The organism is Thiocapsa sp. C2-2m, assembly GCF_041903745.1.
Lineage (GTDB): Bacteria > Pseudomonadota > Gammaproteobacteria > Chromatiales > Chromatiaceae > Thiocapsa > Thiocapsa roseilacustris.
Genome location: NZ_JBBWVD010000048.1, coordinates 1 through 17,825 on the forward strand (window position 1 = coordinate 1; position 17,825 = coordinate 17,825).

Here is a 17,825-nt window from a genome sequence, read left to right on the forward strand (position 1 = left end):
GAACTTAGTCTCGGACTGGGAGCGAGGGGTCAAGCGTCCCGGCGGGCCAGCGCTTCGGCTTCTCACCGTCATCGAGAAGAAGGGGATTCAGGCAATCGCGTGAACGCTCGGTTCCGAGTCGCCAGGAAGCTCGCAGCGGTGATTCCTCGCTGTTCAGTTCGAAGAAACGAACGACAACCAGGGGCCGGATTATCGCGGTTAGGACCACAGCAGGAGGTTCTGGTATCAGGATCGGCCGCGGACGACCGACGTCCGCTGGATAGGTCATTGCGGCCGCTCATCGGTGCCGGCTGAGCGTCCGGAGTTGGCCGAATCCTGCCGGTGGAGCGGGCAACGGTTGAGGTTTCTTCATGGCCGAATACGTGCCCGAGGGAAGCCTGAAGGCGAACGACAATCGTGGAACCGCTCGGTGGATTGGTGAAGGTGGCCTAGTCGGTCTCGTTCGTCATTTCGGCTACAGCGGCACGCGGCGCGGAGCGCCACGGGGCATGCGTGACACCGCGGAGCGGATGTCACGAGCCTCTGATGGTTAAGGTTTCGGTGGCTCGTCTGATGAGCGAGCCGTGCGGCAGCTTCGATCTCCCCGGAGCCAATCAGGGGTCGGAGGGCACGCCGATCATAGCGCCGCAATCTTCTCCCGCTGCGCCTGCAGGTTGCCGATCGCCGTCGATTGCTCGGCGAGTCGGGCACGCTCCTTGTCGACGACGGCTGCCGGGGCCTTGTCGACGAAGCTGGGGTTGGCGAGCTTCTGGCCGATGCGGGCGATCTCGTCGGTCAGGCGGCCGATCTCTTTGTCGAGACGTTTGAGCTCGGCGTCCTTGTCGATCAGCCCGGCCATCGGGATGAGGAGCTTCATGCTGCCGACGAGTGCGATCGCCGACTCGGGTGCGCTCGACTCGTCCTCGAGCAGGGTGACCGACTCGATGCGCGCAAGGAAATCCAGGTAGGGTCGGGCGACGGCGAGCCAGGTCTTGTCCTGCGCGGAGGCGTTCGCGACCAGCACGGGCAGCGGCTTGCCGGGGGCGATGTTCATCTCGCCCTTGATGCGACGCACGCCGAGGATGACCTGCTGGACCCACTCGATCTCGGCGACGGCCTCGGGGTCGTCGGCGCCTGAGTCGGCGACGGGGTAGGGCGCGAGCATGATGGTCTCCCCTTCTGCGCCGGCCAGGGGCGCGACCTTCTGCCAGATCTCCTCCGTGATGAAGGGCATGATCGGATGGGCGAGCCGCAGCAGGGTCTCCAGCGTCTCGACCAGGGTGCGGCGGGTGCCGCGCTTGGCGGCATCGCTGGCGCTCGTGCCGGTGAGCACCGGCTTGGACAGCTCCAGATACCAGTCGCAGAAGGCGTTCCAGGTGAAGTCGTAGATCGCCTGGGCGGCGAGGTCGAAGCGGTAGCCCTCGATGGCCTCAGTGACCATGGCCGCGGTGGCGTTGAGACGGGCGCGGATCCAACGGTCGGCGGCGGACAGCTCCAATTCGCCGCCGGTTTGGCCGCAGTCTTGATCCTCCGTGTTCATCAGCACGTAACGCGAGGCGTTCCACAGCTTGTTGCAGAAGTTGCGGTAGCCCTCGATCCGGCCCAGGTCGAACTTGACATCGCGCCCGGTGGTGGCGAGCGCGGCGAAGGTGAAGCGCAGCGCGTCGGTGCCGAAGCCGGGGATGCCGTCGGGATAGTCCTTGCGGGTCTGCTTGGCGATCTTCTCGGCCAGATGCGGCTGCATCATGCCCTTGGTGCGCTTCTCGACCAGGGCTTCGAGTCCGATTCCGTCGATCAGATCGATGGGGTCGAGTACGTTCCCTTTGGACTTGGACATCTTGTCGCCGTGGGCATCGCGCACCAGGCCGTGGATGTAGACGTCCTTGAAGGGGACATCGCCCATGAATTTCAGCCCCATCATGATCATCCGGGCAACCCAGAAGAAGATGATGTCGAACCCGGTGACCAGCACCGAGGTCGGATAGAAGGCGTTCAGACGGTCGGTCTGCTCCGGCCAGCCGAGCGTGCTGAAGGGCCAGAGTGCGGAGCTGAACCAGGTGTCGAGCACGTCCGGATCCTGGAGCAGAACGACCCCGGGGCCAAAGCCATGGCGCGTGCGGACCGCGTCCTCCGAGCGGCCGACATAGACGTTGCCTTCCACGTCGTACCAGGCCGGGATGCGGTGCCCCCACCAGATCTGGCGGCTGATGCACCAGTCCTGGATGTTCCGCATCCAGTCGTAGTAGGTGTTTTTCCAGTTGTCCGGGACGAAGCGGATCCGCCCGTCCTCGACCGCGGCGATGGCCGGCTCCGCCAGCGGGGCGACCCGCACGTACCACTGATCGGTCAGATAGGGCTCGATGACGGCGCCCGAGCGATCGCCGCGCGGCTGCTGGAGCCGGTGCTCCTTCACCGCCGCGAGCAGGCCGAGCGAGTCGAGATCGGCCACGATCAGCTTGCGCGCCTCGTAACGGTCGAGCCCGACGTAGGCGGCGGGCAGCAGCGTACCTTCTTCGGGCTGGTTGTCGCGGATCGCGGCATCCGGGGTGAGGATGTTGATCAGACCGCCGTGCGGTTGATCGGCGATCGCCGTCTCGTCGCGGTGGCGCAGCCAGACCTGGTGGTCGTTGAAGTCGTGCGCGGGCGTGATCTTCACGCAGCCGGTCCCGAACTCCGGATCGGCGTGCTCGTCGGCGATCACGGGGATGCGCCGCCCGGTCAGGGGCAGCTCGACGAATTCGCCGATCAGATGTCTGTAGCGTTCGTCCTCCGGGTTGACGGCCACCGCGCAGTCGCCGAGCAGGGTCTCGGGGCGAGTGGTGGAGACGACCAGATGCGCCGGTCCCGTCGCGCCGGGCGGCAGCGCCAAGGGGTAGCGGATGTCCCACATGTGCCCGGACTCTTCCTCCGAGATGACCTCCAGATCGGAGACCGCCGTGTGCAGCGCCGGATCCCAGTTGACCAGACGCTTGCCGCGGTAGATGAGCCCCTCTTCGAACAGACGCACGAAGACCTCGCGAACGGCGTTCGACAGACCCGCATCCATGGTGAAGCGCTCGTGCTGCCAGTCCAGCGAGGAGCCGAGACGGCGCAACTGGCGGGTGATGTTGCCGCCGGATTCCTGCCTCCACGCCCAGACGCGCTCGATGAAGGCGTCGCGTCCGAGGTCGTGACGGGTTTGGCTGGCGGCCTCCAGTTGGCGCTCCACCACCATCTGGGTCGCGATCCCGGCGTGGTCCGTGCCCGGCTGCCAGAGGGTGCGATCGCCTTTCATGCGGTGATAGCGCACCATCGTATCCATGATGGTGTTGTTGAAGCCGTGACCCATGTGGAGGCTGCCGGTCACGTTCGGCGGCGGGATCATGATGCAATAGGCTCCGCCCCCCGTGCCGTCGGCCCGGGTGCTCCCGGTCTGGTCGGCCGGGACGAAATAGCCTTGCTCTTCCCAGAGGCGATACCAGTTTTTCTCGAGGGTTTGGGGGTCGTAGTTCTTATCCAGCATGATGGCGTCGCCGTCCGAGAAGCGCGTTCGAATGAAGCCGCGAGTATAACCGAAGGCACCCGGCGCTTAAGGGACGCTCGTCTGCGATGGAGCGTTGCGGCGCGCGCGGTTTAAGATCAACCGTGAATCTGCATGGGGGACAGGGTCAGGCGTGATGGGCGTCGACGACAGACACGGGGGGCCCTTCAGTGGGCCGACCGGTTGGATCGAGGAGATCGGCTTCGCCGCGCTCGCCCTTGCGAGCTGTCTCGGCTTGTATTTGAAGATCCTGCTCGGCCGGGCACGCTTGGACATGCCGGCCTTCGCCGCATCCCTGCGTCAGGCCGGGCTCTCCATTCTGCCGGCCATCACCTTGGTCACCGCCTCGCTCGGTCTGATCCTCGGTCACCAGATCGAGTCCATCCTGACGGAGCTGGATCTGCCCGGTCTCGTGGTCTTGACGCTGACCTACGCGACCGTCATGGAGCTGGTGCCGATCCTGGTCGGGATCCTGGTGGCGGGTCGGGCCGGCGTCGCGCTCGCGGTCCGACAGGCGACCTTGACGGTGACCGGCGAGATGGACGGCCTGCTCGCAAGCGGCATCCACCCCATCCAGTTCACCGCCGGTCCGGTCTTGCTGGCGATGTTGCTCATGAGCTTCGCCTTCGTGGTCTGGGGAGCATTGGTGACCTTCTTCGCGGCCGGCATCTGGTTGTGGACGATGGCCGGGATCTCGCCTGCGCTACTTTTCGAGTCGTTGATCCGGGCGCTCAGCGTCGGAGCCCTCGTCGAGGCGTTGGTCAAGCCCTTGCTGTTCGCGCTCTTGATCGCCCTCATCGCCACTGTCAACGGAACCGGCGCAGGGCGCAATCCGGAGGGTATCTCGCGCGCGGCGACGCGGACCATGATCGGGGCGGTCTCGGCGATCTTGGTGATGGACCTTCTGTATATTCTGTTCTTGCGGGTGTGATGCAGCAGGCTCCAGCCTCCAGCCTCCAGCCCCCGGCCTCCAGCGAGACCGTGCTGCGGTGTGCTGATGACGCCGGCCATGACCTTGCGTGGCGACGGCGGTCTCGGTGGGCACCATGACTGCGGCCCTGGTGCTCGACGGGGTGTACCAGCACGTCGGCGGTCGCATGGCGCTCGACGATATCCGGCTCACGCTGCCCGAGGGCGCTTGGTTGCTGATCTGCGGTCCGAACGGCGCGGGCAAGAGCCTCTTGACCCGATTGATCTTGGGACTGGATCGGCCCTCGGCGGGTACAATCGAGGTTCTGGGGCAGGATCTGAATCGGCTCGGCGAGGCCGCGATGGTCCGTCTGCGCGGCGATATCGGGGCGGTGCTGCAGCGCGGCTCGCTGCTCTCCGACTACAGCGTGCTGGAGAACCTTCTGTTGCCTCTGCGCAGCGCGCCCATGACTCGTTACGCCATGGCCCGGGCGGCGCGCTTGGTGATGACCTTGCTGGGCCTGGACGGACTGGAGAATCACATGCCGCGCGCACTCTCCTTGGGGCAACAGCGGCGCGTGGAGTTGGCGCGTGCACTGATCCACCGCCCCAAGTTGCTGGTCTGGGACGGTCTTTCGGACGGGCTGGACCCGACCGTCGCCCGCGAGACCTTGGGGGTCCTGCGCACTTTGAGGGAGAACGGCAACCTGACCCTGATCGCCACCGACAACGTCCCGGATGCCTTGGCCGGAGCCGGCGATCGGGTTGCCGTGATGGAGTGTGGCCGACTGATCTTCGAGGGCACGCCGCAGGGGCTCGAGTCCGCGTGCAAGACCCGTCTGGATCTGCGCGCAGCCCTGTGGGGACATCCATGACCGATCGCTCGGGTCCTGCGGATCGCCGTCTGGACCGGCTCTATTCTCCGCCCGAGATCGGCGCGCCGGGCAAGCGTCGGGCGCGGGCCGAACGTCGCGATCTGCTGTTCGCCGGCATCTTCGTGATTGCGATGGTCGCCTTCGCCGTGGCTGCATTTACCTTGGTTCTACCCGGTCTGTTCGGGAAGACCTACCGTCTGCAAGCCTATTTCCCCGACGCCGACGGACTCGATGCCGGGCTTCAGGTCGTCCAGGAAGGCTATGTCGTCGGTCTGGTCGAGCGGGTCGAGCCCGTCTTCCCGAGCAGCGATGCGCATCGGCTCCATTGCCCGGCGACCTCTGCTGAGATGCCGGCGCGCTCGCCGACCCTGCCGTGTTTCCGAGCAACCTTGCGGATCCGCGACAACTGGCCGATCCCGCAGGGCAGTCATGCGCAGTTGGCACCGCTGGGTCTCCTGAAGGGACAAGCCATCAGTATCCGGCCCGGCAGCTCCGCGGATCTCTATGCCGACGGGGCGGTGATCGACGCCAAGGCGCCCGATGCCGACTTGAACGAGCGGCTCATCGTCCTGACCGAGACGGTGCGCCGGGTGGTTGAGGAGAGCATCGCCCCGACGCTCGCGAGCATCCGCGATCAGGTCAAGACCATCGAGCTGCTGATCGGCACGGGCGAGGACCAGGGCGAGAACCGCGATCGGCTTGCGGGCGCCTTCGAGAATCTCCGGCTGATGTCCGAGAACCTCGTCACGGCGGTCGATCCGGATTCGATCGGCGCCATCCTCGGCTCGGTGGAGGAGATGACCGCGAGCCTCGCGCTCATCACCGGCGACATGACCGGCAGCACCAAGGACATCCGGCGCGCGGTGACCGATTACGGTGATCTGGCGGTGGACATCCGCGGCTTGGTCAACGAGAACCGCCCTGCCATCCAGCGCTCGCTCGACGACACCCAGTTCCTCCTGCAGTCCCTATCGGCCGCCTTGATCCCCATCTTGACCAACATCGAGGACGCGAGCCGCAATCTCTCGGCCCTCGCGCGCGATCTGCGCGCCGACCCGACCTTGATCATCAAACGTCGTGAGCAAGAGGAGCAGGCGCCTTGGTTCCGCTAAGGGTCAATCTCCCGTATCAGGCGTCGACGATCTCAAGCCGCCTTTCGACGCGCTCGAACCGGTCGCTGAAACGATCCAGGCGAACAGACTGCTCGGCGAGAAAAACGTGCAGGCTTGCGACATCGCCTTCCAGTCGACCCAGGCGGGTTTTGATCTCGCGAATGTCTTCTCGACTCTCGCGTTGGGCATCCAGGACCTTTTGTACCATGGTCATGAGGAGTTCCAAGCTCGCTTCCGGCACCTTCTTCTCCCATTGTGCAGCATGTTTTACAAGAATAGCCCAAAGTCAGTTCCGCCTCACGTGATGTCTTGTGTCTCTCGCCTGATTCCGGAGTCATCGTTTGTCGCCATTTCAAGGCTCTATGTCCGGTAAGACCGCTATCCGCCGCTTGCCCCATGTTCTCCCCGCGCTCATCGTCGTGCTGCTCGCGGGCGGTTGCGGCTCGCCCGCACCGCTGCGGTCGGATCTCTTCTATGCGCTCGACCCCGAGCCTTTGGAGGCGCCGGTCGGCTCGCCGCTGCCGGCAACCTTGCTGGTCTCGGATTTGGCCGCGCGCGGCTTCCTCGGCGGGCGGCAGATCGTCTTCCGTACCGAAGCCGAGCCTCTGCAGGTGCAGCGTTACGACGACCTACTCTGGGCCGACCCTGTCCCGCGTGCACTCGCGCGCAACCTGGTCCGTGCCGTTCGGCACGCCGAGGTCTTCGAGTTCACCTTGATCCCGGCCGACCGTGCCCGTGCGGACTACCTGCTCGGCGGCGAGGTGGAGCGTTTCGAGCATCTGCCGACCGCGACGCCGCCGCGGGTGGTCGGCGCGCTCTACCTGGCGCTGGTGCGTGCCGACGACCGTCGCTCCGTCCGGGACCGCCGCTACAGTCGCGAGGTCGAGGTGCAGGGCGATACGCCCGACGCCATGGCCGAGGCATTCAACCGACTGGCGGCCCTGCTGGCCGCCGATGTGGTGCGCGACCTTCGGACGCTGCCCGGACCCGTGCGTTCCGCGGAAACGCCATGATCGACGCGATGAGTTTGGTCTTGTGCGTTTGCCCGGACGGTGTCGATGCGACCTGACCGGTTCGCGGCGCTCCATCCTCGCGGTCTGGATCGGATGCGCGTCGCCTGGGAGCATCTGCGCATCCCGGGGCCGCCGGCCGAGTTTGCACTGACCCGTACCGAGATCGAGCACCCCGACCCGCAGCGACGCTTCGCCCGCCGCACGATTCAGGAGATCCTCTGCGAGGGCGACCGGCTGGCGCTGATCGACAAGGCGTCGCCGCACAGCCTCTACGATCTCATGGTGTCCGAGATCTCCGATCCCCCGAAGGCTACGCCGGATGCGGTGGAGCCCCTGACGGGCCGCGTCCTCTGGCGAACCGGGCTCGCGTTCGTGCGTTTCGTCTCGGACCCCGAGGTCATGCGCCGTTTTGATCTGGCCGACGGCGAGCTGCATCTCGCGCTCAACTGCGATCCCAACACGCATGACCGTGAGAGCGTGCAGGCGGCCAAACAATTCCATCTTCATCTCCTCTACTGGAGCGGCGAGGCGTTGAAACCGTTGGAGAGCGCGGTGCGATTAGGCGCCGCCACGGATGTCAGGCTGCGCCGTCAAGCCGTCGACCCGCTCGCCTTCCTCGGTGCACACTTGATTCACGCGTCGCTGGCCGGATTTGACCTCGGCATCCCGGGTGCCCGGCTGGCGATGCCGGACGACCGGCTGGCGATCCGGGGTGCCCGGCCGCTCGGCTGTCTGATCGAGCTGCCCGGCTGGCAGGTGCTCGACGATCCCGCGTTCGAGGATCTCATCAGGCGCCTGCAGCTGCGCCTCGAGTCTCTTGCGGCCGATCTGCTGGAGATCTTCACCGGGCATCGTCGAGCCCCGTTGCCCTGGCATCGCCACGCGCTGCGCACTCATGCCGACATCGCGCGGGGTCTCGCCGCGCTGCCGGTGTCCGCGCGGATTCGGGCCGGGTTGGGCGAGCTGTCCCTGGCACTCAGAGACCTTCCCGTATCGACCGCCCGCCGTTTGGAACGGACCGATGCACGTCGTCGCATGGCTCTCATGACACTGAATCAGCCCTGCTACGTCCTGAATCTCCATGCCCCCGAGCGCAACCGCCCGGGTGCAAGGCTCGCAGACGCCGGGGTCGTATACCTGACGATCCAGCCGAAACTCTTCTCGGGCATCGGCGGGGCCGGTCTGCTCGGGCTCGGCGGTGTACCCAGCGTGCGCATCCTGCGCGGCGAGGGTTGCTTGAGCGTCGAGAGCTGGCAGCGTCGAGGCCGGTTCCAGCGCGCTTTCGCCGAGCGCAATCAGCGCCTCCAAAGCGATGATCCGGACATCCGTTTCGGGCCACTCAAGCGGTTCGTCGATCCGAGCACCGGTTGGGCATGACTGCGGATGGATTTCTCCGGTTTCGCCCACCTCTGGATCCTCTTCTCGCTGGCGTCGGCTTTTTTTCATGCCTCTCGACTCGCGGTCACCAAGCATCTCAGTCTCGACTTCTCGACCGAGGTGCTCACCTTCTATGTCAACCTCAGCAGCCTGCTCATCACCCTGCCGCTGATCCTCTGGTATCACGACTTCCCGTTCCATAAGCCGGCCTATCTCATGGCCGTCCTCAGCGGGGGCATCTTGTCGGCCTTCGGCGGGTGGGCGTTGAACGCAGCGCTGCACAAGACCGAGGTCTCGCTCGTCGGGCCCTTGATGACCCTCACCCCCGGTTTTGCGATCCTCATCGAGTGGCTGTTTACCGGCGCCGTGCCCGCATCGGTCGGTTTGATCGGCGTTCTCCTGCTGGTGGGCGGGGGCTACATCCTCAGTCTCGTCGACCACGAGGTGCGCTGGTATCTCCCCTTCAAGCGGCTGGTGACGGATCCGGGCAGCGTGCTCGGGCTCGTCGCCGCCGCCTGCTTCGCCGCTGCGAGCGTCGTCGGGCGGATCGGCATCCAGCTGAGTGATCCGCTGTCGTTCGCGGTGATCGTCGCGATTGTCAACCCGCTGGTCATCTTCGTCCTCTTCAGTCTGCGCGACCGGGGCTTCTATCGGCAGATCTTCACGCCGCAGGCGCGCCGTCGTATCCGCCCACTGCTGGTCCTCGGGGCGCTGTTCGCGCTCATGCGCATCGCCGATCAGATCGCGCTCAGCCTGACGTTGGCCTCCTACGCCATGGCCGTGAAGCGCACCGCCGGGATCTTCTCCGTCGTCCTCGGGCGTTGGTTTTTCAACGAGCAGCATGTCGTCATCAAGCTGATCGGGGCCGCGGTCATGCTGCTCGGGGTGGTGGCGTTGACCCTGAAGTAGGCCATCGGACCCTAAGCCGACGTTCGACGCCTCGCCGTGTGGCGGGATGTCGGATTAGGCTATCGCTAACCCGACCTAGGGTTGGGCTGAGTGGACGTGGTCGTAGTCAGGTTAGGCGCGCCGGTGCAATGCTGGAGGTTGGCCGCGGAGGCTGATGCGTGCCTTAATCCGAGGTTTGGCGGTTTGCGGCGAGCCCGGCTGTCGGATTAGGCTGCGCTCACCCGACCTACGCGGTGGCTCGGCGGGTGGAAGGGAGATCGGGATGACGATCGTGGTGGTTGCGGAAAAACCGAGCGTCGCCCGCGATATCGCGCGGGTGTTGGGTGCGCGCCGCAAGGGCGAGGGGTTTCTTGAAGGCAACGGCTATCGGGTGACCTGGGCGATCGGGCACCTGATCCATTTCGCCGAGCCGGACGAGTACGGCGAGGTGCAGGGCGTCGACTGGGCCGGCCGTTGGTCGGCGGATCAACTTCCGATGATCCCCGAAGCCTGGAAGCTCAAGACCTCGAAGCAGACCGCCGCCCAGTTCAAGCTCGTCAAGGCGCTCATCACCGCACCCGACACCGAGCGTTTGGTGTGCGCGACGGACGCCGGCCGCGAAGGTGAGCACATCTTCCGCCTCATCTATCAGCACGCACGTTGCAGAAAGCCGTTCGACCGACTCTGGATCTCCAGCCTGACCGACGAGGCGATCCGCGAGGGCTTTCGCGCGCTGCGTCCCGGCCAAGCCTACGATCATCTCGCCGATGCGGCGCGTGCCCGCGCCCAGGCGGATTGGCTGATCGGCATGAATCTCACTCGGGCCTACACAGTGCACAACCGGGTCCTCTGCACGATCGGGCGGGTGCAGACGCCGACCCTCGCGATGATCGTCGCACGCGATCAGGCGATCGCTAACTTCACCAAGGCATTCTTCTACGAGCTAGTCGCACATCTGACGACCGCCGATGCGGCGCATTTCGACGCCCGCTACATCCGCGACGGCGAGACCCGCATCGAGAAGAAAGAAGAGGCCGAGCGGCTCCATCGCGAGCTGAGTCCCCACCGCACCGGCCGGGTCGCGAAGGTCGAGAAGAAGATCCGCACCGTTCGCCCGCCGCCGCTCTACGACCTGACCAATCTGCAGCGCGATGCCAACCGGCGGTTCGGTTTCACCGCCGCGCAGGTGCTCGAACATGCCCAGTCGCTCTACGAGACCCACAAGCTCATCAGCTATCCGCGCACCGAGAGCCGTCACATCTCCGAGGACATGCTGCCCGAGCTGCCGGGCATCCTGAAGGCTCTGCAACATCCGCTCGCCGCCGAGGCGTTGGAGCGGCTGCAGTCCGGTCACCGGCTGGGCAAGGCGCACGTCGACCGCACTAAGCTGACCGACCATCACGCCATCCTGCCGACCGGCAAGACGCCTTCTCCCGATCTGCCGCCCGCGCTGAGCAAGATCTACGACCTGGTGGTCACGCGCTTCGTCGCTGTCTTTCTGCCTGATCAGCGGATCGAGGAGACGCGGGTGGAGATCGCGATCGGCGATGCGACCTTCCTCGCGCGCGGCGCCTTGGTGCTGGAGCCCGGCTGGAAACGGGCGGAAGCCGCGGGGCGTGCGCCGCGCCGGGGCGAGTCGGCTCCGGGTGCGGCGCCGTTCGAGGGCGATGCCGCGGAGGAGACCGGCGAATCGGGTGTCCTGCCGCCGCTGGTAGAAGGACAGGAGCTGGCCGTCGACAGCCTGGAGGTGCAGGAGAAGGAGACCCAGCCGCCGCGTCACTACGACGATGCGACCCTCTTGGCCGCCATGAAGAACGCCGGTCGCGAGATCGAGGACGATGCCCTGGCCGCGGCGATGAAACAATCCGGTCTCGGCACGCCGGCGACGCGCGCCGAGATCATCGAGAAGCTGATCCGCACCCGCTATGTCGAGCGCCAACGCAAGCAGTTGCATGCCACGGCCAAAGGCATCGCCCTGATCGGCCTGGTCGCACCGGCACTGCGCAGCCCGGAGCTGACGGCCGAGTGGGAGCAGCGGCTCAAAGACGTCGAGCACGGCGAACTGCCGGTCGAGGACTTCGATCGCGACATCATCGGCTTTCTGCGCGAGCTGGTGCCGCAGATCGCCCAAGGCCCGGCGATGTCGGCCGAGCAGGTGGCGGCCGAGCGTGCCGAACGCCCGGCGGGAAAGGGAGCGAAGACCGGGCGGGCAGGGGGTACGCGGAAGGCCGGGCGGTCGAGCCGGGGCGGCGCCTCGGAAGGATCGACCGCATCTCAGGCGGCGGGTCTCGGCGCCTGTCCGATCTGTCACGAGGGCGAGGTGACCGAGAACGCCCGCGCCTACGGCTGCAGCCGGTTTCGCGAGGGCTGCGGCTTCACCGTCTGGAAGACGGTCGCCGGTTTGGTTCTGACCGAGGATCAGGTGCGCCGACTTATCGCGCAGGGTCGGCTCCCGCGTCTCGAAGGCTTCACCTCGAAGGCGGGCAAACCCTTCGGCGCCGGTCTGCGGCTGGATGCAGCGGGGAAAGTGGTCTTCGATTTCGAGGCCGAGGCGACCGACCCCGGATCGGCGGAGGCGGCCGTCGAGGGTGGGCAGGGGACTCGCAAGACCACTCGATCTAGCCGAGGCCGGCCGACGGCCCCGGCGACCACGGAACGTGCGAAGGACAGCCGCGTATCGACCCCCTCGATTCGCGATCAACCCCCCGTCTGCCCCAAATGCGGCCAAGGCAAGATCATCGAAGGCCGACGTGGCTTCGGCTGCAACCGTTTTCGCGAGGGCTGCGACTTCGTGGTCTGGAAGACCTACGAGGGCCGGGATCTGGAGGAGAAGGATATCCGTGAGCTGATCGAGCACGGGCGGACGCGGTTGATCGGAGGCAGCGAGTCCGGTGTCGGTTCGGTCCGGCTGCGTCTCGATGAGCAGTGGCAGGTCGTGACCGAGACCATTGCAACCGATGCGCCGGAGGAGGGCTTCTGAGCAACCCGTCCCAAGCTGAATGGGGTCTTGATGTAATCAGGTGCGAGCGGCGTCCTTCAGTACCCTAGCGGCCCACTGGTTGAGGCTGGCGCCGGCCAGCTCGGCCGCGACTGCCATTGCTGCGTGCGTCTCCGGCTCGACGCGCAGCAAGAGGCGGCCTGAGTAGGGTTTCTGTGCCGGCCGGCCGGTGCGTTCGCTCACTTCGAGGTAGTGGTCGACCGTCTCATGGAAGGCGGTTTCCAACTCATCGACCCTGGTGCCGTGAAACACGGCGATATCTTTGATGCCGCCCAGTCGTCCGACAAAGATGCGGTCCTCCGGATCGTACTCGATGCGGGCGGCATAGCCGCGGTAGGTCATGGCGTTCATGGTCAGATCCCGGCGTTTTCGAGAAACTCGCGTGCGGCTTTGACGCGGTATTTCAGATCTGCGGTGGCTGCTTCTTGCCCGTGAAATCACCATAGACGAATGCGGGGATTTCAGACATCCGCCTTGTCGTGAATCTGACAGACGCATGGTCTTCTCTCATTAAAACAAAAGTATAGCGATTGGCATAACGTCTGCTTACAAAGCTCCAAAGCGAACGCCTTTGGAGCCTTCATGAAACAAAAAGAGATCGCCGCGCTGCTCGACGAGCCGGCGTGTGCGCACAACGCGAAGGACAAGTCGGGCTGCGCCAAGCTCAAGCCCGGCGCGACGGCCGGTGGCTGCTCCTTCGACGGGGCACAGATCGCGCTCCTGCCGATCGCGGATGTCGCGCACATCGTGCATGGCTCCATCGCCTGCGCCGGCAACTCCTGGGACAACCGCGGGGCGCGCTCGAGCGGTCCGAGCCTCTACAAGATCGGGATGACGACCGATCTGACCGAGCAGGACGTCATCATGGGCCGCAGCGAGAAGCGGCTCTTCCTCGGGATCAAGCAGGCGATCGACAGCTACAAGCCCGCGGCGGTCTTCGTCTACAACACCTGCGTGCCGGCCCTGACCGGCGACGATGTCGGCGCGGTCTGTCGGGAGGCGCAGAAGCGGTGGGGCACGCCCGTGATCTCGGTCGATGCCGCCGGCTTCTACGGGACCAAGAACCTCGGCAATCGGATCGCCGGCGAGACCATGGTCGCGCAGGTCTGCGGCGGCCGTGAGCCCGATCCGGTCCCGCCGGGGATCGAGCGCGAGGGCTTCAAGGTCCACGATGTGAATCTGGTCGCCGAGTACAATATCGCCGGCGAGCTCTGGAACGTCCTGCCGCTGCTCGACGAGCTGGGTCTGCGCGTGCTCTGCAGCCTCTCCGGGGATGCGCGCTTCCACGAGGTGCAGACCATGCACCGCGCGGAGGTCAACATGATGGTCTGCTCCAAGGCCATGATCAACGTCGCGCGCAAGCTCAAGGAGACTTACGGGATCCCCTGGTTCGAGGGCAGCTTCTACGGCGTCGCGGACGTCTCGCAGGCCCTGCGCGATTTTGCGCGGATCATCGACGACCCGGATCTGACCCGCCGCACCGAAGCACTCATCGCCCGCGAGGAGGCCAAGATCCACGCGGCACTCGAACCCTATCGGGCGCGTCTGCAGGGCAAGAAGGTTCTGCTCTATACCGGCGGGGTCAAATCCTGGTCGATCATCTCGGCCTTGCAGGATCTCGGGATGACGGTGGTCGCGACCGGCACCCGCAAGTCCACGGAGGAGGACAAGGCGCGCATCCGTGAGCTGATGGGCGAGGACGCGGTCATGATCGAGGACGGCAATCCGCGCGGTCTGATCGATCGGGTCCGAGAGAACGACGTCGACATCCTGATCGCCGGCGGTCGCAACCTCTACACGGCGCTCAAGGCCCGCATCCCCTTCCTCGACATCAATCAAGAGCGCGAATTCGGCTATGCCGGCTATGTCGGCATGGTGGAGCTGGCACGCCAGCTCTGTCTGACGGTCGAGAGCCCGATCTGGGAGGCGGTGCGGCGTCCGGCGCCCTGGGCAGCGCTCGACGGGCAAGCCCCTCGGACGACAGTGAAGTCCCTAGCGCTCGCCGCACACGAAAGCGCCCCTGTCGAGGTGCCCTCCCATGCCTGAGATCATCAAACGCAACAAGGCCCTGTCGGTCAGCCCGCTGAAGGCCAGCAACACGGTCGGCGCGGCACTCGCCTTCCTCGGGTTCAATCGGACCATCCCGATGCTGCACGGATCCCAAGGTTGCACTGCCTTCGGCAAGATCTTCTTCGTGCGGCATTTTCGCGAGCCGATCCCCTTGCAGACCACGGCGATCGATCAGGTCAGCGCCATCATGGGCAGCGAGGCTCAGGTCGTCGAAGGGCTCAAGACCATTTGCGAGAAGAGTGCGCCGGACCTGATCGGGCTGCCGACCACCGGCCTGGTCGAGACCCAGGGCGCGGACATCGAGATGGCGGTGCGGGTCTTTCGCGAGACCTGGCCGCAGTTCGCGGGCATCGCGGTCGTGCCGGTCTCCACACCGGACTTCACCGGCTGTATGGAGTCCGGCTACGCCCAGGCGACCAAGGCGATCATCGAGACGCTCGTTCCGACCCGCGCCGAGGCCGGCACCTGGCCGGGACGTCGCGAACGTCAGGTCAATGTCCTGCCCGGATCGCATCTGACGCCCGGCGATATCGAGCATCTCAAGGATCTGATCGAGGCGTTCGGGCTGTCCCCGATGGTGCTGCCGGATCTCTCGGACTCGCTCGACGGCCATCTGCCCGAGACGGATTACAGCCCTCTGACCATCGGCGGCACCCGCGTGAGCGATCTGGCGAGCGTCGGCGATGCCGTGGCGACCCTGGTGATCGGCGCCTCGATGGACGCGGCGGCCGATGCCCTGGTGGAGCGCACCGGTGTTCCGGATTATCGCTTCGGACATCTGATGGACATCGATGCCGTCGACGGACTTGTGATGACGCTCTCGCGGATCGCCGAGCGCCCGGTCCCGGCCAAGATCGAGCGGCAGCGCGCGCAGCTCCAGGACGCCCTGCTCGACTGCCACTTCATGTTGGGGATGTCGCGCTTCGCGATCGCCGCAGAGGCGGACCTGTTGGTCGGCTTCAGTCGGATGCTCGCGAGCGTCGGGGCCGAGGTGGTCGCCGCCGTGGCCCCGGCCAACGCGCAGGCGCTGCAGGATGTCGCCGCACGCGAGGTCAAGATCGGCGATCTGGAGGATCTCGAGATCACCGCCCGCGAACGCGACGCCGAGATCCTGATCGGCAACTCGCATGCGGTCCACACCGCCGAGCGCTTAGGCATCCCCCTGCTGCGCGCTGGCTTCCCGCAGTACGACCGCGTCGGCGGTTTTCAGCGGACCTGGATCGGCTATCGCGGCACCCGCGACGCCATCTTCGATCTGGCCAATCTACTGCTCGGCGAGGAGCGCGGCGAAATCCATCCCTATCGCTCTAAGCTCAAGCAGCGCCCGGACAAGGTTTGCGCCGAATCACGCACGCACTGATCGGCGTCATGTCGAGCCTCGAACAGAGCTTACACAAGCAGTTGTTTTACTTGTCCTTAAAGCGCGGCTTTCATGAACCGCGACGTTGCTGACCGGATGAGAGCCTATGAAACACACACGCGCCGCGACCAAAGAAGCGCTTTAAGGAGCCCCGATGGGAATGGAACGACGACTAAAGGTCCTAAGCATGAGCGGCGAGGCGACATCGATGGAGACCGAGACACGCATCAAGGCGGCCTTCGCCTCCTCGGACATGAAGCAGATCGACCAGCACTTCGGCGCGGCCGAGTCGTTCGTCGTCTATGTGATTGATCCGCGCGAGCATCACCTGCTTGAGGCGATCCAGTTCGCGCGGCTCGAGATGGACGGCAACGAGGACAAGCTCGCCGCCAAGATTGCGGCGCTTGAAGGCTGCGACGTCGTCTATTGCCAGGCGGTCGGGGCCTCCGCAGTGAGTCAGCTTCGCGCCAAGGGTATCCAGCCGATGAAGGTCAGTCCGGGAACCTCGGTCAGCCGTTTGATCCGCGACCTACAAGGGGAGCTGCGTGACGGCCCAAGCGCTTGGCTCGCGCGCGCACTCGCCGGCCGGGCACCCGAGCGCAACCATCGCTTCGATGCGATGGAGGCGGAGGGCTGGAGCGAATGATCGAGACACCCGCCACCGTGGTCGATGTGAAGCCGGGTGTTGCCTGGGTCGAAACCGTTCGGCAGAGCGCCTGCGGGCACTGCGAAAGTGCAGGCAGCTGCGGCACCTCGGTGCTTGCAAAACTGTTTGGTGCGCCACGGAGCCGGTTGCGGATCGACGACGCACAGGGGCTGCGGGTCGGCGAGCAGGTCGTGATCGGCATCCCGGACGGGACACTGGTACGAGCATCGTTCGTCGCCTACCTGATCCCGCTGGTATTCCTGATTGCCGGCGCAGGCGTGGCGACGCGTCTGGGCGCGGGCGAGGGGACCGTGGCCCTGCTCGGACTCGCCGGACTCGGGGGCGGACTCTGGCTGAGCGGACGCATCACCGGCGGGCCATCCGCCCGCGAGCGCTATCGCCCTGTCCTGGTCCGCCGCGGGGCCTCGGCCAATGTTCCGATGCCTTTCTGAAACAGGATCAGCATACACAACATGTCCAAGACGGACAGCCACTTAGAAGAGGAAATCACCATGACCGAGATACCTGCCGGAATCGCCGCCGACGAGGGCCTGATGCAGTCCCAGTTCGTTATCGAGATGGACCGCCAGATGCGCGCCATCGACCCCTACGGCGAATTCGACGGACTCTCCACTGCGGAGCTCCTGGAGCCCTTCATCCTGACCAAGGAGAAGCGCCAGCAGATCCCCTTGGTCGGGGATCCCGACGAGACCGTCGTGGCCCGAATCAAGGCCTACTACAACGCCATCTCGGCGATGATCGAATCCGAATGCGGACTGATGGCCGTGCCTTTGGTCTACCTGACCCACGAAGGGTTCGGGCGCGTCGTCATCACGGTCGGCAAGCTGGTCGTGCTGGATCGCTCACTGCGCGACGTGCACCGGTTCGGCTTCCCGACCTTATCGAAGATGAAGGACGAGGCCGACAAGGTGTTGTCGGTCGCGCTTGAGCTGATCGGTGAGCATTCGAAGGTGGCGGGTCTTTGAATCGCGCTCGCCGTCAACTGCGTCGATTGGTTGGGGCTCGAACCTGGTAGCGGTCCACAACCTTCGTGATGGCGCGATTCAAGTAACTGAAA

General features: G+C 65.6%; 15 protein-coding genes. 12 read left to right on the top strand and 3 right to left on the bottom strand.

The genetic code is table 11. The features are described from left to right. Window positions 1-616 precede the first annotated feature (616 nt). Entirely contained in the window at window positions 617-3,481 is a 2,865-nt protein-coding gene (locus AADX97_RS25475) for a valine--tRNA ligase (protein ID WP_374232448.1), read from the bottom strand. A 154-nt stretch (window positions 3,482-3,635) separates the two neighbouring features. On the opposite strand from AADX97_RS25475, the gene AADX97_RS25480 reads away from it, so the two are divergent. From AADX97_RS25480 to AADX97_RS25490, 3 genes are all read left to right on the top strand, one after another. Continuing rightward, window positions 3,636-4,430 (top strand): MlaE family ABC transporter permease, encoded by a 795-nt coding sequence (locus AADX97_RS25480; RefSeq protein WP_374232683.1) that lies wholly within the window; start codon window positions 3,636-3,638, stop codon window positions 4,428-4,430. A gap of 115 nt (window positions 4,431-4,545) precedes the next feature. Further along, window positions 4,546-5,283: an ABC transporter ATP-binding protein gene (locus tag AADX97_RS25485; RefSeq protein WP_374232449.1), complete on the top strand. Its 738-nt coding sequence runs from the start codon at window positions 4,546-4,548 to the stop codon at window positions 5,281-5,283. Further along, window positions 5,280-6,395, top strand: a complete 1,116-nt coding sequence (locus tag AADX97_RS25490; RefSeq protein ID WP_374232450.1) for an MlaD family protein — start codon at window positions 5,280-5,282, stop codon at window positions 6,393-6,395. Before AADX97_RS25485 ends, AADX97_RS25490 begins: the two co-directional genes overlap by 4 nt. A 16-nt stretch (window positions 6,396-6,411) precedes the next feature. On the opposite strand, the gene AADX97_RS25495 is transcribed toward AADX97_RS25490, so the two are convergent. Next, window positions 6,412-6,609 (bottom strand): hypothetical protein, encoded by a 198-nt coding sequence (locus tag AADX97_RS25495; protein WP_374232451.1) that lies wholly within the window; start codon window positions 6,607-6,609, stop codon window positions 6,412-6,414. Between the two features lie 148 nt (window positions 6,610-6,757). Here AADX97_RS25495 and AADX97_RS25500 point away from each other — a divergent pair, with 148 nt between their 5' ends. The 4 genes from AADX97_RS25500 to AADX97_RS25515 all read left to right on the top strand — a co-directional run bounded on the left by AADX97_RS25500 (window position 6,758) and on the right by AADX97_RS25515 (window position 12,653). Beyond that, window positions 6,758-7,408, top strand: a complete 651-nt coding sequence (locus AADX97_RS25500) for an ABC-type transport auxiliary lipoprotein family protein (protein ID WP_374232452.1) — start codon at window positions 6,758-6,760, stop codon at window positions 7,406-7,408. Between the two features lie 45 nt (window positions 7,409-7,453). After that, entirely contained in the window at window positions 7,454-8,785 is a 1,332-nt protein-coding gene (locus tag AADX97_RS25505) for a hypothetical protein (RefSeq protein WP_374232453.1), read from the top strand. Window positions 8,786-8,791: 6 nt separating this feature from the next. Next, a complete protein-coding gene (locus AADX97_RS25510) occupies window positions 8,792-9,694 on the top strand; it encodes an EamA family transporter (RefSeq protein ID WP_374232454.1) in 903 nt (300 codons plus the stop codon). Between the two features lie 262 nt (window positions 9,695-9,956). Beyond that, the gene (locus AADX97_RS25515; RefSeq protein WP_374232455.1) at window positions 9,957-12,653 is read left to right on the top strand and encodes a DNA topoisomerase 3; all 2,697 of its coding nucleotides are present in this window, start codon (window positions 9,957-9,959) and stop codon (window positions 12,651-12,653) included. 36 nt (window positions 12,654-12,689) lie between these two features. Here AADX97_RS25515 and AADX97_RS25520 read toward each other — a convergent pair whose 3' ends face one another. Beyond that, a complete protein-coding gene (locus AADX97_RS25520) occupies window positions 12,690-13,022 on the bottom strand; it encodes a type II toxin-antitoxin system HicB family antitoxin (protein ID WP_374232457.1) in 333 nt (110 codons plus the stop codon). Window positions 13,023-13,253: 231 nt separating this feature from the next. Here AADX97_RS25520 and nifE point away from each other — a divergent pair, with 231 nt between their 5' ends. The 5 genes from nifE to AADX97_RS25545 all read left to right on the top strand — a co-directional run bounded on the left by nifE (window position 13,254) and on the right by AADX97_RS25545 (window position 17,733). Continuing rightward, complete coding sequence (gene nifE, locus AADX97_RS25525) at window positions 13,254-14,717, top strand: nitrogenase iron-molybdenum cofactor biosynthesis protein NifE (protein WP_374232458.1); 1,464 nt, start codon at window positions 13,254-13,256, stop codon at window positions 14,715-14,717. Further along, a complete protein-coding gene (nifN, locus tag AADX97_RS25530; RefSeq protein ID WP_374232459.1) occupies window positions 14,710-16,101 on the top strand; it encodes a nitrogenase iron-molybdenum cofactor biosynthesis protein NifN in 1,392 nt (463 codons plus the stop codon). The genes nifE and nifN overlap by 8 nt, the downstream gene beginning before the upstream one ends. Window positions 16,102-16,255: 154 nt before the next feature. Further along, on the top strand, window positions 16,256-16,747 hold the full coding sequence (locus AADX97_RS25535) for a NifB/NifX family molybdenum-iron cluster-binding protein (RefSeq protein ID WP_374232460.1): 492 nt from the start codon (window positions 16,256-16,258) through the stop codon (window positions 16,745-16,747). Then, window positions 16,744-17,199 carry a SoxR reducing system RseC family protein gene (locus tag AADX97_RS25540; protein ID WP_374232461.1) on the top strand — a complete coding sequence of 152 codons (456 nt, stop codon included), beginning with the start codon at window positions 16,744-16,746 and terminating at the stop codon, window positions 17,197-17,199. Before AADX97_RS25535 ends, AADX97_RS25540 begins: the two co-directional genes overlap by 4 nt. Window positions 17,200-17,259: 60 nt before the next feature. Beyond that, a complete protein-coding gene (locus AADX97_RS25545) occupies window positions 17,260-17,733 on the top strand; it encodes a NifX-associated nitrogen fixation protein (RefSeq protein WP_374232463.1) in 474 nt (157 codons plus the stop codon). Window positions 17,734-17,825 lie beyond the last annotated feature (92 nt).

Coding starts and splice junctions, on each gene's coding strand:
- AADX97_RS25500 (WP_374232452.1), top strand. CDS start 6,758: ATGTCCGGTAAGACCGCTATCCGCCGCTTGCCCCATGTTCTCCCCGCG.
- AADX97_RS25535 (WP_374232460.1), top strand. CDS start 16,256: ATGGGAATGGAACGACGACTAAAGGTCCTAAGCATGAGCGGCGAGGCG.
- AADX97_RS25545 (WP_374232463.1), top strand. CDS start 17,260: ATGACCGAGATACCTGCCGGAATCGCCGCCGACGAGGGCCTGATGCAG.
- AADX97_RS25480 (WP_374232683.1), top strand. CDS start 3,636: ATGGGCGTCGACGACAGACACGGGGGGCCCTTCAGTGGGCCGACCGGT.
- AADX97_RS25485 (WP_374232449.1), top strand. CDS start 4,546: ATGACTGCGGCCCTGGTGCTCGACGGGGTGTACCAGCACGTCGGCGGT.
- AADX97_RS25540 (WP_374232461.1), top strand. CDS start 16,744: ATGATCGAGACACCCGCCACCGTGGTCGATGTGAAGCCGGGTGTTGCC.
- AADX97_RS25490 (WP_374232450.1), top strand. CDS start 5,280: ATGACCGATCGCTCGGGTCCTGCGGATCGCCGTCTGGACCGGCTCTAT.
- AADX97_RS25520 (WP_374232457.1), bottom strand. CDS start 13,022: ATGAACGCCATGACCTACCGCGGCTATGCCGCCCGCATCGAGTACGAT.
- nifN (WP_374232459.1), top strand. CDS start 14,710: ATGCCTGAGATCATCAAACGCAACAAGGCCCTGTCGGTCAGCCCGCTG.
- nifE (WP_374232458.1), top strand. CDS start 13,254: ATGAAACAAAAAGAGATCGCCGCGCTGCTCGACGAGCCGGCGTGTGCG.
- AADX97_RS25505 (WP_374232453.1), top strand. CDS start 7,454: ATGCGACCTGACCGGTTCGCGGCGCTCCATCCTCGCGGTCTGGATCGG.
- AADX97_RS25495 (WP_374232451.1), bottom strand. CDS start 6,609: ATGACCATGGTACAAAAGGTCCTGGATGCCCAACGCGAGAGTCGAGAA.
- AADX97_RS25515 (WP_374232455.1), top strand. CDS start 9,957: ATGACGATCGTGGTGGTTGCGGAAAAACCGAGCGTCGCCCGCGATATC.
- AADX97_RS25510 (WP_374232454.1), top strand. CDS start 8,792: ATGGATTTCTCCGGTTTCGCCCACCTCTGGATCCTCTTCTCGCTGGCG.
- AADX97_RS25475 (WP_374232448.1), bottom strand. CDS start 3,481: ATGCTGGATAAGAACTACGACCCCCAAACCCTCGAGAAAAACTGGTAT.